Source organism: Mesorhizobium sp. M0028, from assembly GCF_040323855.1.
Taxonomy (GTDB): Bacteria; Pseudomonadota; Alphaproteobacteria; order Rhizobiales; family Rhizobiaceae; genus Mesorhizobium.
Genome location: NZ_JAMYVG010000012.1, coordinates 100,143 through 113,535, shown reverse-complemented (window position 1 = coordinate 113,535; position 13,393 = coordinate 100,143). Strand labels below are relative to the sequence as shown.

At 61.2% G+C, this 13,393-nt stretch carries 11 protein-coding genes and 1 pseudogene; 6 read left to right on the top strand and 6 right to left on the bottom strand.

Annotation, left to right across the window (positions count from 1 at the left end; translation table 11 throughout):
• Positions 1-63: 63 nt before the first annotated feature.
• The 5 genes and pseudogenes from NKJ93_RS21625 to NKJ93_RS21605 form a co-directional block, all read right to left on the bottom strand.
• Positions 64-537 carry a transposase gene (locus tag NKJ93_RS21625; protein WP_352548559.1) on the bottom strand — a complete coding sequence of 158 codons (474 nt, stop codon included), beginning with the start codon at positions 535-537 and terminating at the stop codon, positions 64-66.
• On the bottom strand, positions 537-1,022 hold the full coding sequence (locus NKJ93_RS21620; protein ID WP_352548640.1) for a hypothetical protein: 486 nt from the start codon (positions 1,020-1,022) through the stop codon (positions 537-539). The genes NKJ93_RS21625 and NKJ93_RS21620 overlap by 1 nt, the downstream gene beginning before the upstream one ends.
• A gap of 33 nt (positions 1,023-1,055) precedes the next feature.
• Positions 1,056-1,109: pseudogene (locus NKJ93_RS21615) on the bottom strand (SEC-C metal-binding domain-containing protein); the annotation flags it as partial.
• 304 nt (positions 1,110-1,413) lie between these two features.
• On the bottom strand, positions 1,414-2,679 hold the full coding sequence (locus tag NKJ93_RS21610) for an ABC transporter substrate-binding protein (RefSeq protein ID WP_502896961.1): 1,266 nt from the start codon (positions 2,677-2,679) through the stop codon (positions 1,414-1,416).
• Between the two features lie 97 nt (positions 2,680-2,776).
• Positions 2,777-6,196, bottom strand: coding sequence for an AAA family ATPase (locus NKJ93_RS21605; protein WP_352483914.1), 3,420 nt, complete (start codon positions 6,194-6,196; stop codon positions 2,777-2,779).
• An 808-nt stretch (positions 6,197-7,004) separates the two neighbouring features.
• On the opposite strand from NKJ93_RS21605, the gene NKJ93_RS21600 reads away from it, so the two are divergent.
• A complete protein-coding gene (locus NKJ93_RS21600) occupies positions 7,005-8,384 on the top strand; it encodes a tetratricopeptide repeat protein (RefSeq protein ID WP_352548561.1) in 1,380 nt (459 codons plus the stop codon).
• A gap of 56 nt (positions 8,385-8,440) precedes the next feature.
• Here NKJ93_RS21600 and NKJ93_RS21595 read toward each other — a convergent pair whose 3' ends face one another.
• Positions 8,441-8,602 carry a hypothetical protein gene (locus NKJ93_RS21595; protein WP_352591020.1) on the bottom strand — a complete coding sequence of 54 codons (162 nt, stop codon included), beginning with the start codon at positions 8,600-8,602 and terminating at the stop codon, positions 8,441-8,443.
• A 147-nt stretch (positions 8,603-8,749) separates the two neighbouring features.
• Here NKJ93_RS21595 and NKJ93_RS21590 point away from each other — a divergent pair, with 147 nt between their 5' ends.
• The 5 genes from NKJ93_RS21590 to NKJ93_RS21570 all read left to right on the top strand — a co-directional run bounded on the left by NKJ93_RS21590 (position 8,750) and on the right by NKJ93_RS21570 (position 13,382).
• Complete coding sequence (locus NKJ93_RS21590) at positions 8,750-9,361, top strand: cupin domain-containing protein (RefSeq protein WP_352483916.1); 612 nt, start codon at positions 8,750-8,752, stop codon at positions 9,359-9,361.
• Positions 9,362-9,477: 116 nt separating this feature from the next.
• Positions 9,478-10,416, top strand: a complete 939-nt coding sequence (locus NKJ93_RS21585; RefSeq protein ID WP_352548563.1) for an ABC transporter substrate-binding protein — start codon at positions 9,478-9,480, stop codon at positions 10,414-10,416.
• Positions 10,417-10,490: 74 nt separating this feature from the next.
• A complete protein-coding gene (locus NKJ93_RS21580; protein ID WP_352591017.1) occupies positions 10,491-11,288 on the top strand; it encodes an ATP-binding cassette domain-containing protein in 798 nt (265 codons plus the stop codon).
• Positions 11,285-12,289 carry an ABC transporter permease gene (locus NKJ93_RS21575; RefSeq protein WP_352483919.1) on the top strand — a complete coding sequence of 335 codons (1,005 nt, stop codon included), beginning with the start codon at positions 11,285-11,287 and terminating at the stop codon, positions 12,287-12,289. Before NKJ93_RS21580 ends, NKJ93_RS21575 begins: the two co-directional genes overlap by 4 nt.
• A gap of 4 nt (positions 12,290-12,293) precedes the next feature.
• Positions 12,294-13,382 carry a phosphotriesterase family protein gene (locus NKJ93_RS21570; RefSeq protein WP_352548567.1) on the top strand — a complete coding sequence of 363 codons (1,089 nt, stop codon included), beginning with the start codon at positions 12,294-12,296 and terminating at the stop codon, positions 13,380-13,382.
• Positions 13,383-13,393 lie beyond the last annotated feature (11 nt).

Here is a 13,393-nt window from a genome sequence, read left to right as displayed (position 1 = left end):
CACGCAGGTCGCCCATCTTGATAGCAACATCGCTGCGGCGGCGGATTTCCTCGTTTAAGCCGTTCAAGCATATTGGTGCACTTGAGGTGCTTGTGGTGCTGGCGCGGCAGGCGGAAGAAGGTCAGCGTACGTCGATGGACTCCTCCACCCAAGCCGGCAGTCGGGGATAACGTCCCGACTACTTGGACAACCATGCGACGAAATCAGCCTTGGCCTCGGTGAGATCGCGCGGGTTGTAGGCCAGCACAGTTCCTCCAGGCAATCGTCGCCACGTTTCCTCGTTAGGTGATCGAGCGCGTTTCTGAGGAAGTGCAGGTAGTAGCGCCGCCGTCGTGCTTCCGGGATCACTTCTCCGATCGCCGCAACCAGGCCGGCATGATCGTCGGAGACGACTTCGACGCCCTGAGGCCGCGCCTTCAGCGCGCGAGAGGAAGTCCTTCCAGGCCGAGCGGCTCTCGCGATTGGCCACTCCACGGCCAAGATCTGGCGCCTGCCATCCCATTCGATGCCGACCGCGATCAGCACTGCCTGGCTCATTACAATGCCGGCTTCGCGCACCTTATCGTAGCGGGCGGCGAGGATACCCCGCGAGCATCCGCAAAGGAGCGGTCAATATCGTCGGTTGAAGAGGTCAGATAAGCCAGGTGCAGCCAGCACGCGATGAAGCCCATCATCTCAATGGTCGTCACCTTCCGGTCGCCGGGCTTGTGGCTGCTGTATGCTTGCGTCTTTTGCAACCACCGGAAGAGCGGGTGCCGGCCCTTGCTGCGTTCGCGCTCGCCCCATTCATGGCCGAGCGTCTTCTTCATGAAGTAGTCGAGGAAGTTGGGGAAGATGACCCAATTCCTCCCCCAGTGGACCGTCGTCTTAGCCGCCACGAACCGGAAGCCGTTCGCCTCATCCACCCACGACACGATGGGGTTGCCGTACCCTTGCTGCTGCTGGCGCACGCTCTCCGCAGCCTGATGCTGGCGCATCATGGCTTGCGCTTGCGCCAAGAAGACGGGGTCGCGTTCAGGCATTAGCCCGCTCCGCACACCCTGTTTGGCGGCATTCAAACAGCATTTCTTGAACTTCTTGCCGCTCCCGCAAGGGCACGGCTCATTCATTCCAGTCTTCATTTTTGGGATTATCGCAGAGTCGTGCCGCTGGGTCATACCATTGACAGACGGTTGGTGGCTCGCGCCGCCCGTCTAGAGCGGGACGTCTGCAATTCCCCGATCGAGACCTTGGCCGTGCACCAAGCCAAAGTCCGCCCTTGACCCGTAGCCAATAGTTTTCGCGCGTAGGGATGGCAGCATTGCGCGCCAGGAGCGGCCATTGAGGTCACCAAAACAGCGACAAAGCAATGGATCACCGCTCAGTCGCCTCTTAGCCAGCGGCTTGGTCTCCAGCCTTCCAAGGCCAGACGGCCTACTGGCGGCCGTATTTCTTGAACGTCGCGTTCCAGTCGGCTGCCAGCGCGTCAAGCGTTTCCTTGGCCGTGCCGGAATCGCCGGTCACATAAGGATAGACGCGCTGGTTGAATTGTAGCAGTAGTTCGGCATTCTCGGGAACCGCCCAGAAATCCTTCACCTTGAACATGGTCTCGTGGAAGGCCTTGTTGTAGGGCGTGGCGTTCTGGAACTCATCCGACTTCAGTACGGCTGCGCTGCAGGTGTAGCCGCCGAGCGCTGCCCACTTCTTCTGGGTCTCATCCTTGATGAACCATTCCAAGAACTTCAGGGATTCTGCCTGCTTCGAGGAGTAGGAGACGATCGAGATGCCCTGCCCGCCAAGCGCGGCGAACTGGTCGCCGTTCGGCCCTGCCGGGTTGGCGAAGAAGCCGGTGTTCTTGGCGTTGGGATTGCTCGCTTCGTTGATCAGTGATGGGAAGAACGCGAAAAAGTTCATGCTCATCGAGGCCAGGTTTTCGGTGATCGCCTGGTTGTCGTGGATGAAATTGGCGTTGGCCCAGCCCGGAGGCGTGAACTTGTAGAGTTCCTTGTAGGCATCGAGCGCGGCGATCGCCTTGTCGGAGTTGATGATGCCGTCGACCTTGTAGGTCGAATAGTCGCCAAGCTCGCCGCCGTAGGAGAAGAGCAAGCTTTCGAAGCCGCCTGCCAGCCCGTCGTGGACATTGTCGGTGTAGATGGCGACGCCGTATTTCTTCTGATCGGGACGGTAGAAGAACTCGGCGATGTCGCGCAGCGCCCTGAAATCCTTCGGCACGCCGAGGTCGTAGCCGTACTTGGCCTTGAACGCTGCCATTTCCTTCGGGTCTTCGAACCAGTCCTTGCGGTAGGACCAGCCCATGGCGTCGCCTTCGAGCGGGATCGCCCAGTACTTGCCGCTGTTGCCGGGATATTCGGCGTAGACTTTCACCGTCGCGGGGGCCATCAGTTTGGCTACATCGTGCTTCGCGAAGAAGTCGGTGAGGTCGACATAGTGGCCGCCGGTCGAGCCGGCGCCGAGCCACTGCGAGTCGCCGACGACCATGTCATAGGCGTCGCCCTTGGCGTTGAACTCGGCAAAGGCCTTGGTTTCGAATCCCGGCCAGGCCGTCGTTTCAATAGTTACCTTGACGCCGGTTTCCTTCTCATACTCGTTGACGAGTTCCTGAAGGTAATTCGCCGGGTCCCATTCCGCCCAAAAGATAGTGAGCTCTTCTGCCGAAACCGATCCACTCGCAAATGTCATGGCGGCGCCCACCAACAGACCAGCCCACGTTTGCATATCGCTTCTCCTTCCACGGCGACGTCGTCCAACTAGGAATTTGCGTATCGGATGCAATGCTTCACCCGCGTTCCGTCGAATGCGAAAGCATTCGGAGCAGGCCTTTGGCCTCTACGAGATCAGGCGTGTCAAACCCCTCGGTGAAGCTGGCGTGGACTGGCGCAAGAATATGCCGCGCCTTGTCGTTGCGGCCTTGGCCGGTATAGAGGCGGGTGAGCCGAAGCGCGGCCCTCAGTTCAGAGGATTTCGCGCCTTGATCGCGGGCCGCCGTGAGAGATTGCTGGAACCAGCTTTCGGCGGCTTCATCGGTTGGGTCCAGCGCTGAAACCAACTCACCCCTTGTGCGCAATAACTCTGGTAGCTGATACTTCGAGGTCGATTTGCCCAGAGTATCGAAGGCCTGCGCCAGGAGGGCAAGGCCTTCGCTTGCATCGCCGCGCTCGCCGCAGTTACGCGCAAGAATGCAAAGGTAGTAGGCCATGCCCATATCCGCGCCAGTCGCGGCGATACCCGCAATTCCCAGGCGCATTTGGCGAATGCCTTCCTCCAACTGCCCCAGACCGGCGAGCGCCCAGCCGAAATACACACGAGCCTGGCCAAGCAGCAACGGCATGACGAATTCATCACACAGAGTGATAGCTTTCTTCGCCCATTGAAGGCCTTCGGCGGGCTCGCGCCGCATCAGGTGGACCAAGCAGAAACTTAGCTGCGCTTGTGCTGTGCTGACCGGATGCGAGTCTCGCTCGGCTAGCGCTATTGCATCGCGTGAGCGTACGAGCGCCTGGACCGAATGGCCGCGCATGAAGAGCATCTGTGCGGAAAACGCCCTACAGCATACGCCGGGGTCGTGTCCGGCATAGCCCCAAGCAAGGTGACGATGTCGCTCGTAATCATAAGTGGCCAGGCCATGGCTTGCATGACGTTCGCTCGCGTCGTAGTCACCGAGGTAATAGTAGATCCCCCAGAGTTGGTGATGTGCTTCGAGGATGTACCCCGAATCATCGGATGCTTGCGCGAGTTCCAATCCGAGCGATTGGCATTGGTGGCCCAGCATCTTGGCAGCGCGCAGGTTGCCTGAAATGGTCTGGTAGGAGCTCTCGCCGCGCATCGCGGCGAATATTTGCGGCTTGTCGCCTAGCGTATCGGCAAGCCTCCGCGCGCTCGAAAAGGCCTGAAGGACTTCTGGTGCTCCCCAGCCCTTGGCTGCAATCATTGCCGTTCCCGTTGCGCTTTCAAGCGAAAGCTCCAGTCGCAGGCGGTCCTCAGATCCGGGCAATGATCCGACCAGCTCGAGCCCCTTGCGGAGGTGGGAGGCCGCCTCGAGATTGGCAGATCGCTTCAGCGCGAGCTGCCCTGCCTTGAGCCAATAAACGGCAGCCTGATAATTGACGCCGGCGACGGTATAGTGATGCGCAAGCGTTTCAGGTTCTGTCGCGACAACTTCCTGGAATTGCGCCTCTAGCGTCGCGGCGATCTTGGCGTGAATCTGTTGCCGACGGCTTTTCAGCAGGCTCTGATAGGCAGCATCCCGCACCAGCGCATGCTTGAACGTATAGGTCGCCTCTGGAGGAACGCCTCGCCGACAAACGAGCTCGGATTCTTCCAACTGCGGCATGACGTCTTGGAGACGGATTTCGTCGGGGTCCGTCACGGCAGCGAGCAGTCGGTGATGGAAGCCGCGGCCAATACAAGAGCCGATTTGAGCGACCTCCTTGACCGCCCCCAGTCGGTCGAGGCGAGCCATCAAAGAATCCTGGAGCGTCGAAGGAATCGCAAGAGGAGGCAGAGGACCTGAGAGCATGTAATGGTCGCCCGCGTCGACAAGGAGACCGGAGTCGAGCACGGTCTTGGTCAGCTCCTCAACGAACAGCGGAACGCCTTCGGTTTTGGCCAGAATCTGGCTGGCTACCTCCGGCGGCAACGCCTTTCCACCTGCCACGCGATCCATGATCGCTGCTCCTTGATCGGGTCCGAGGCGATCGAGCGACAGGGCGGTTACATGCGAAAATTGATTCCAACCCGACGGAAATTCGGGTCGAAAGGTTACGATCAGGAGCACCCGCATGTCCCGCAAGCGACCAATCAGCATATCCAGCCATTCGCCGGTCGTGGGATCGATCCAGTGCGCATCCTCGACGAGGACGATGATGGGCTCGCGTGCGGCCAGCGCCTCGACTTGTTGGACAAGGGCAGCCAAAGTACGGGCCTTTTGGGCTGACGGCGGCAGCCTGGTGGGCGGGTAGCGGCCAGTCGTGTCGATCGACAGCAGCGTCGCCAATAGAGGCATTGCTTCCGCAACGTCCGGGACGATGCTGCGGAGCAGGGCCTCAAGCTTGTCAAGCTTGACGTCCGTAGTGTCGTCACGATCCAGTCCGGCGGCTCGCTCGACGTGCGTGGTCACGGGATGGAGCGCGCTGTTGATGTGATAGGGCGAGCAAAAATAGCGTAGCCGCGGAGGCGGCTCGGCGCTCAATCGATCAACCATCGCCGCGATCAACCGGGATTTGCCAATGCCCGGCTCTCCAGACAACAGCACCACTCGGCCATCCCCGGCGCAGGCCCGGTGCCACTGGTCAACCAGAAACTCGAGTTCCTGGTCCCGCCCAACAATCGGCGTCACAATGTCCTGCCGCGCCTCGAAACGACTCTCTGCCGCTGTCTCGCCGACAATGCGCCAGGTGCGGACCGGCTTTGCGAAGCCCTTTAGCTCCCCGCGACCGAGATCGACCATATCGAATAGACCGGCCACCAGTCGTTGCGTGCCGTCAGCTACAACAACGCTGCCCGGCTCGGCGAGCGCTTGCAGCCTCGCAGCCAGGTTAGGCGTGTCGCCTACAACGGCCTCCTCCTGTGCCGATCCTTCGCCAACGAGATCGCCGACAACGACCAGTCCCGTCGCGATGCCAATGCGGGCAGCCAGCGGTTCGCCTCCCGGCGCTGTAAGTCGGGCCGTTGCTGCGGCGGCGGCCATGCCCGAGCGAACCGCTCGTTCGGCATCGTCCTCGTGCGCCTGCGGCCAACCGAAATAGGCCAGCACCCCATCGCCCATGAGCTTGGCGACTCGCCCTTCGTAACGGGTGATCTCTTCCGACACTGCGATCTGATAAGCGCGAATAACCTCCCGCATGTCCTCCGGGTCGAGGCGCTGCGACAACTCGGTCGAGCTGACGAGGTCCACGAACATGACTGTTAATTGGCGCCGTTCGGCGTGCGGTGGCCGCGCGTCACCATGCTCGGGCGACCTTGCCGGCGCACTCCCGCGGTCGCGCGAGGATGCTTTGATCAGTAACGGGCCGGATGTGTCTCCGAATGAAGCCACAGCGGCAAGCAGCCGGCGCCGGTGACCGACCGATGTGATCCCGAGTGCTATCAGATCCTCCGCCGTTAGCTGAGGAAGCATCTCGGATTCAATGTCATTGTCGCGGAAGACCAGAGCGTATCGCTCCAGTCCCAGGCTACTCAGCCATGCCGCGATGTCCACGTCCTTCTCCCAACCAAGCACTAAGGGTGCTGTGTGGAACCATATCCCAAATTGGAAGGGGAGTCGTCATACGCTCGGGAACCAGGCGAATGGCAGTTACGGGTCCCCGGACACCATGCCGCCTGAGCTGTCTGTCTGTTTTCGGGAAACGACCCAGGAGGCCTCAATGTCGGATATTAGGCGCAGAGCAGACAGGCGGCTTTCGAACCGGAGCGACAAGAGCAGACCTTTGTTCGGCGCAAATGTCGTCCTGACCTGACCCAACGTGGTCTTTCGGCTGCGAGCGTCGCTGGCTGGAGCTGCGTTACTCGATCGGAGGCCAATGGTATTTTCAATGGAACGCTAATATACATGGAAACCCCAACGAGCAGCGCCTGCCAGATATTTGAGGAATGCCATGCGAAGGCTCATCTTCACGGCAATGTGTATCGTCGCCGCAACAGCAGCTAACGCCCATGATTGGTACGAAGACAAGATTGACCCGCAGACCAAATTCAAATGCTGCGGTGGTTCGGATTGCCGCGCCGTACCTCGGTCTTCGGTGCGGTCCAGGGTAGACGGTGGGTACACTTATTTGCCGCATAATTTCACCATCCCACGGGACCGTGTACAGGAATCCCCGGATGGACAATACCATATCTGCGAGAATAAATATGTTGTAACCAATCAGCTGTATTGGCGTTGCTTCTTCGCACCTCGTGTCGATGTGTCTATACTTCTAAAGCGCTAAGGCAAATACCAAACTCCGCTTCCGCAATTCACCTTCGCAAGGTGCCAGGCCATTAATTCTGTTGGACTTTCTTTAGAATTGTCGAAGCTCAATTTACGTGATTTCGTCCTAGTCCAGGCCCACTTTGGCTGCGCGGTCCCGAGCGCGAGCAAGCCCACAACCTCGCGATCAGCTCAAGTCAATATTTATCAGCCCATCTTCTTAGCGGCGATGCCTTCCGCAGAACCTGAATTTGTTGATCAAATTGGCAGGAGACCAACAACCCGCAATAGTGATCCGAAATCTGCTGACATGATGTTTGACAGGCGGCCAATCGAACGGTCAATTCAAGCGGGACATCGGGTACTGGCCGGTCTCGTTTTGCTGCTTGCGCTCGGCGCTCCGACCTTGGTTGAGGACGGCAACGATTGCGGTGGCGCCGCTGCAGGCTCACAGCGGATCGCGGCCTGCACGCGGATCATCGAGGACAGGACGCGAAGCCCGGGCAGTCGCACCATCGCTTACCACAACCGGGCTATGGCCTGGATCGACAGCGGTGACAATGACCAGGCCATGGTGGACTACGACAACGCCATCGCTCTCGATCCGAACGACACTGATGCCTACAACGAGCGTGGGCTGCTGTGGTTCGAGAAGGGTAAGAACGACAGCGCCATCCGCGATTTCGACCGGGCGATCGAGCTCGACTCGGGGAAAGCCATGGCCTTTTACAACAGAGGTCTCGGCTGGGCTCACAAGGGCGACGACGCTCACGCAATCGCCGACTACAGCCACGCAATCGAGCTCGATCCGGCATATATGGAGGCCTACAACAACCGCGGCTTCGTCTTCAACAGGATAGGGGAATTCGACCGCGCCATCGCTGATTTCGACGAGGCGATCAGACTCAACCCCCGACACCCGTTCGCCTACAACAACCGGGCCATCTCCTGGGGCGCAAAGGGTGATGCAGAGCGCGCCGTCGCTGACTACAGCCAGGCGATCACGCTCGATCCGACCTATGTCAACCCTTATGGAAGCAGGGGAATTTACTATTTCTACGGCCCGGAACCGGCCAAAGCGCAAGCCGATCTTACAATGGCGGCGACACTTGCACCCGACAATGCCTACTATGCGATCTGGGCGGATCTGGCCGAGCTGCGCGGTGGCGGCGCCAGCCATTTGCGCCGTGTGGCCAGCAAGTTGGACATGACCAGATGGCCGGCGCCGTTGGTTCGCATGTTCCTTGGCGAGCAGTCGCCCGAAGCAGCCTTGGCCGCGGCCGACGATCTCGTCCCGAGCAGGAGGCGCGGAAATCTGTGTGAGGCCAATTTCTACGCGGCGGAATTCCACCAGCTCAAGGGCAATGCCGACAAGGCTTTGCGACATTACCGGCTAGCCGTGCGCCACTGCCCCAGGGATTTTATCGAGTACGTCGCGGCTACCAAGAGCCTGCGCGCCCTGGGCGTAACTCCATAGGGCGCTGCCGCGGGTGACTTCTGGCGGACTCCGCGAATTCGGTGACAGTCCAGATTTTATCGTGTCGGCACGGCCGTGGTTGTGTAGATTGGCTGTGTGGCCGTCTTGCAGGCATTGTTGTTCCAGGTCCACTCGCCACGTGACGCAACGCGGTAGCGGCTGGCGATTTCGGCCACGATGGATAGCCATGCGATAAGGACAACTGAGCGCGGGGTCATCAGCGCGATTCATGCGGGATTAGCATTCGCCAGATGCGGGAGGTCGGCTGCAGTCTCGAATTTGACGCATCAGCACTTGCAATTCGTCGGCCGAGGTCTTTTGCTCGCGCGATAGTTGCCCTTGACCGTTGAATGGTTGGCGAACAGATGAATAAAATCGATCGGCGGCGGCCAGAGTCGGAAACGGACGCCACCGTAAATGCCGCGAGACTTGGAACTCGGCTGCGCCTCGCCCGCCAGACACGCGGCATGACGCTGAAGAGCCTGGCCGCGGCTGCGAATTGCTCGGAAAGCCTGCTGTCCAAGATCGAGAACGGCAAGGCTTCGCCGTCCCTGCCCATGCTTCACCGTCTGGTTGAGGTTCTCGACACCAATATCGGCTGGATGTTCGAGCAGGTCGACGACGACGAGGCGATCGTGTTCCGGGCCGGCGCGCGGCCGTTGATCGCGCTCGACGCGTTACGGCGCGGCGAGGGAATCTCGCTCGAACGCATCATCCCGTATTCGGCCGGCCACCTCTTACAATGCAACATCCATCACATCGAGGCAGACGGCGAGAGCGAAGGTCCAATTCAGCACGCCGGCGAGGAAGTCGGCTACGTGCTCGCCGGCCGGATCGAGTTGATCGTCGACGGCAAGCGACATGCTCTCGCGACCGGCGATGCCTTCGTTTTCAGGTCGGAGCTGCCGCATCATTACCGCAATATCGGCAAGGAACGCGCCAGCATCTTCTGGGTCAACACGCCGGCGACTTTCTGAGCAACGCTCAGCGTTCATTTGGATTGACAAATATTCAAGTCTCTTGAATGCTTGCCTCGTGCCTGTAGCACCAACGGGAACCAGCCGGTCTGGTCCGCAAGCAAGGGGAACCGAAAATGCGTCTGTTCAAACTTCTCGCCGGCTGTGCCGCCGCCATTGCCATGGGCTCGGCAGCCATGGGATCGGCGCTTGCCGATACGTTCGCACTCGTCAACATCAACCAGCAGGCCCTGTTCTTCAACCAGATCAACGAGGGCGCGCAGAAGGCAGCCGACGCCGCCGGCGCCAAGCTGGTCATTTTCAACGCCAACAATGTGCCGAGCGCGCAGAACGACGCGATCGAGAACTACATCACGCAGAAAGTCGACGGCATCATTCTGGTCGCCATCGACGTCAACGGCGTCAAGCCCGCGATTACTGCGGCCAAGGCGGCCGGCATTCCCGTCATCGCCATCGACGCGCAGATCCCCGACGGCGACAACGTTTCGTTCATAGGTGTGGACAACACCAAGGCGGGCGACGACATCGGCAAATTCTACGCCGACTATGTGAAGACCGAGATGGGCGGCAAGGCCAAGATCGGCATCGTCGGCGCACTCAATTCATTCATCCAGAACCAGCGGCTCGACGGGTTCAAGAAGGCGGTGACCGAAAGCGGCCAGGCCGTCACCTTCCTGGACACGGTCGACGGCCAAAACGTTCAGGAGACGGCGTTGAGCGCTTCGGAAAACCTGATGACCGCCAATCCGGACATGAACTCGCTCTATGCAACCGGCGAACCCGCCTTGCTCGGCGCCGTTTCGGCTGTGACCAGCCAGGGCCGCACCGGCGACGTCAAGGTGTTCGGCTGGGATCTGACCAAGCAGGCCGTTCAGGGCATCGACGACGGCTGGGTGGTGGCGGTCGTGCAGCAGGATCCGGCAGGCGAAGGCAAGGCCGCGGTCGAAGCGTTGGGCAAGCTCAAGAAGGGCGAGAAAATCGACCCGATCATCAATATCCCGGTGACGATCGTGACCAAGAAGAATGTCGACCAATACCGCGCGATGTTCAAGTAAACTGCGTCGGCGACCGAGCCGCGGCGCCGCCTGAAGCTGCGCCGCGGATACCTGGCAATCGCGTGGAATCCCAGATGAGCAGTGGCCAGACCTATCGGGTGCGGATGAGCGGCATCTCAAAGCGTTACAACGCCATCCAGACGCTCGATGATGTGTCGCTGACGCTGAAGCCGGGCGAGGTGCTGGGGCTGGTCGGCGACAATGGCGCCGGCAAGTCGACATTGAGCAAGGTGCTGTCGGGGGCTGTGGTTCCCGACGCCGGCACCATCGAGATCGACGGCAGGCCGGTGATCTTCAGCTCGCCGGCGGACGCACGTGCGGCGCGCGTCGAGATGGTCTACCAGGACCTGTCGCTCTGCGACACGGTCGATGTCGCCGGCAATCTGTTTCTCGGCCGCGAGCCGCGCCGCCGCATCGCCGGCATTTCCTTTCTCGACAAGAAGCGCATGCACGACGAGACGCGCCAGATGCTCGATCGGCTCGGTATCGTCATTGCCGACACGCGGCTCAAGGTCGAAAACCTCTCCGGCGGGCAGCGCCAGTCGATCGCCATCGGCCGCGCCGCCTCGTTCGAGCCGGCCGTGCTGATCATGGACGAGCCGACGGCAGCGCTTGCGGTGGCCGAGGTCGAGGCGGTGCTCGAACTGATCCGCGCGGTCAGCGCGCGCGGTGTCAGCGTCATTTTGATCACCCACCGGCTGCAGGACCTGTTCCTCGTCTGCGACCGCATCCAGGTCATGTATGAAGGGCGCAATGTCGCCGAGCGGCTGATCGGCGAGACCAATATCGAGGACGTGGTCAATCTGATCGTCGGCCGCAAATTCAGTGCGCGTTCCGCCACCAACGGCTATCGCGGTGGAGCGCCGGCATGAGCGATGCGATCCACGCTGCCCAGCCCTCACGAGTGCGCAAGGGCACCTGGCGCGATGCGCTGCTCGCCAATGGCAGTGTCGTCTCGATCGCGCTGTTCTTTCTGGTCGTCTGCATCATCTTCTCGGTGGCGACCGACGCCTTTCTGACGTCGCCTAATCTGTTGAACATCCTGCGGCAGTCGGCGCCGCTGCTGATCGTCGCCGCGGCAATGACTTTCGTCATCACCACTGGCGGCATCGATCTTTCGGTCGGCTCGGTACTGGCGCTGGTGGCAACGCTGTCGGCGACGCTCTTGCAGTTCGGCCTGCCATGGTCAGTCGTTATCCTCGCCATGTTGGCGCTCGGTGCCCTGCTTGGCGCGGTGCAAGGCTATTTCGTCGCCTATGAGGGCATCCCGTCCTTCATCGTCACGCTTGCCGGGCTTTCGGTGATCCGTGGCGTGGCGCTGCTGATCACCGGCGGCTATTCGATCCCGATCGAGCCCGGAAGCGCTTTCACCGTGCTGGGCCGTGCCTGGTTCCTTGGCGTGCCGGTGCCGGCGCTGATCGCGCTGGCGATCCTGGCCATCGCCTATCTCGCCTTCAACGAGACGCCGTTCGGCCGCTATGTCACCGGCATCGGTGCCAACGCTGAGGCGGTGCGGCGCGCCGGCGTCAACACGCGGCAGACGACGCTCTTCGTCTATGTGATTTCCGCCACCGCGGCAGCCCTTGCCGGGATCATCATTGCTGCCCGGCTTGGATCGGGATCTTCGAATGCCGGACAGGGTTTCGAGCTGGAAGTCATCGCCGCCGTCGTGCTCGGCGGCACCAGCCTGTTCGGCGGCCGCGGAACGATCATTGGCACGGTGCTCGGCGCGCTGACCGTGGCCGTCATCGGCAACGGCCTGATCCTGGCGCATCTGTCGCCTTTCCTGACGCCGATTGTCACCGGAACGATCATCCTGGTCGCCATCTGGCTGAACTTCCGCCTGTTCCGCGGCGCCGTGCGGAGCCGTTGAGCCGATGGGCGGTCTGTTCGATGACGCGGTGCCCGGCCAGCGGCTGGCGATCGGGGTCGAAACCGGCCATGTGATGACCGTGCTCGGCCCGGTTCCGGTCGAGGAGATGGGCATCACGCTGATGCACGAGCACATCTTGCTCGATGGCGCGCGCAGCTGGAAATGCCCCTGCCATCCCGATGACATGGCGGTCGCCGAGCAGCCGGTGAACATCGAGATCATCGGCGAGTTGCGAATGAACCCATACGTCAACCGCGACAACGTTTCGCTCGACGACGCCGACCTGGCGCTGTCAGAGCTACAGCGCTATCGCGCACTGGGCGGCCACACCGTCGTCGATGCCACCAATATCGGCATCGGCCGCGATCCCGAAAAGCTCGCCCGTATCAGCCGCATGTCCGGCCTGAAGATCGTCATGGGCACCGGCTTCTATCTCGAGCACACCCATCCCGAATGGCTGAAGGCCATGGATGTGGACGCGGTGACCGAATTCATCGTCAACGATGTCGGCGGCGGCGAGACGCAGCCGCCGATCATGGCCGGGCTGATCGGCGAGGTCGGCGTCAGCAAGGATTTCACCGCCGAGGAGCGCAAGTCGCTGACAGCTTCGGCGCGCGCCTCGCGCATCACCGGCGTGCCGCTGTCGATCCATCTGCCGGGCTGGGAGCGGCTGGCGCACGAGGTGCTCGATATCGTCGAGGCCGAGGGCGCCGATCTCCGCCATACCGTGCTCTGTCACATGAACCCGAGCCACGACGACCCCGACTACCAGACAAGCCTCGCCCGGCGCGGCGCGTTCCTCGAATACGACATGATCGGCATGGACTATTACTATGCCGACCAGGACGCGCAATCGCCCTCCGACGAGGAGAACGCACGCGCCATCGCCGCCCTTGTCGAGGCCGGTTTCGGCGACCGCCTGCTGTTGTCGCAGGATGTCTTCCTCAAGATCATGCTGACGCGCTTCGGCGGCTTCGGCTATGGCTATATCCTGAAGCATTTCATACCGCGCCTGAAACGCCACGGCGTCGAGCAGGCGGCCATCGACCGCATGCTGATCGCCAATCCGAAAAGCGTATTCGCGCGGCTCTAAGCGGCCTGGAA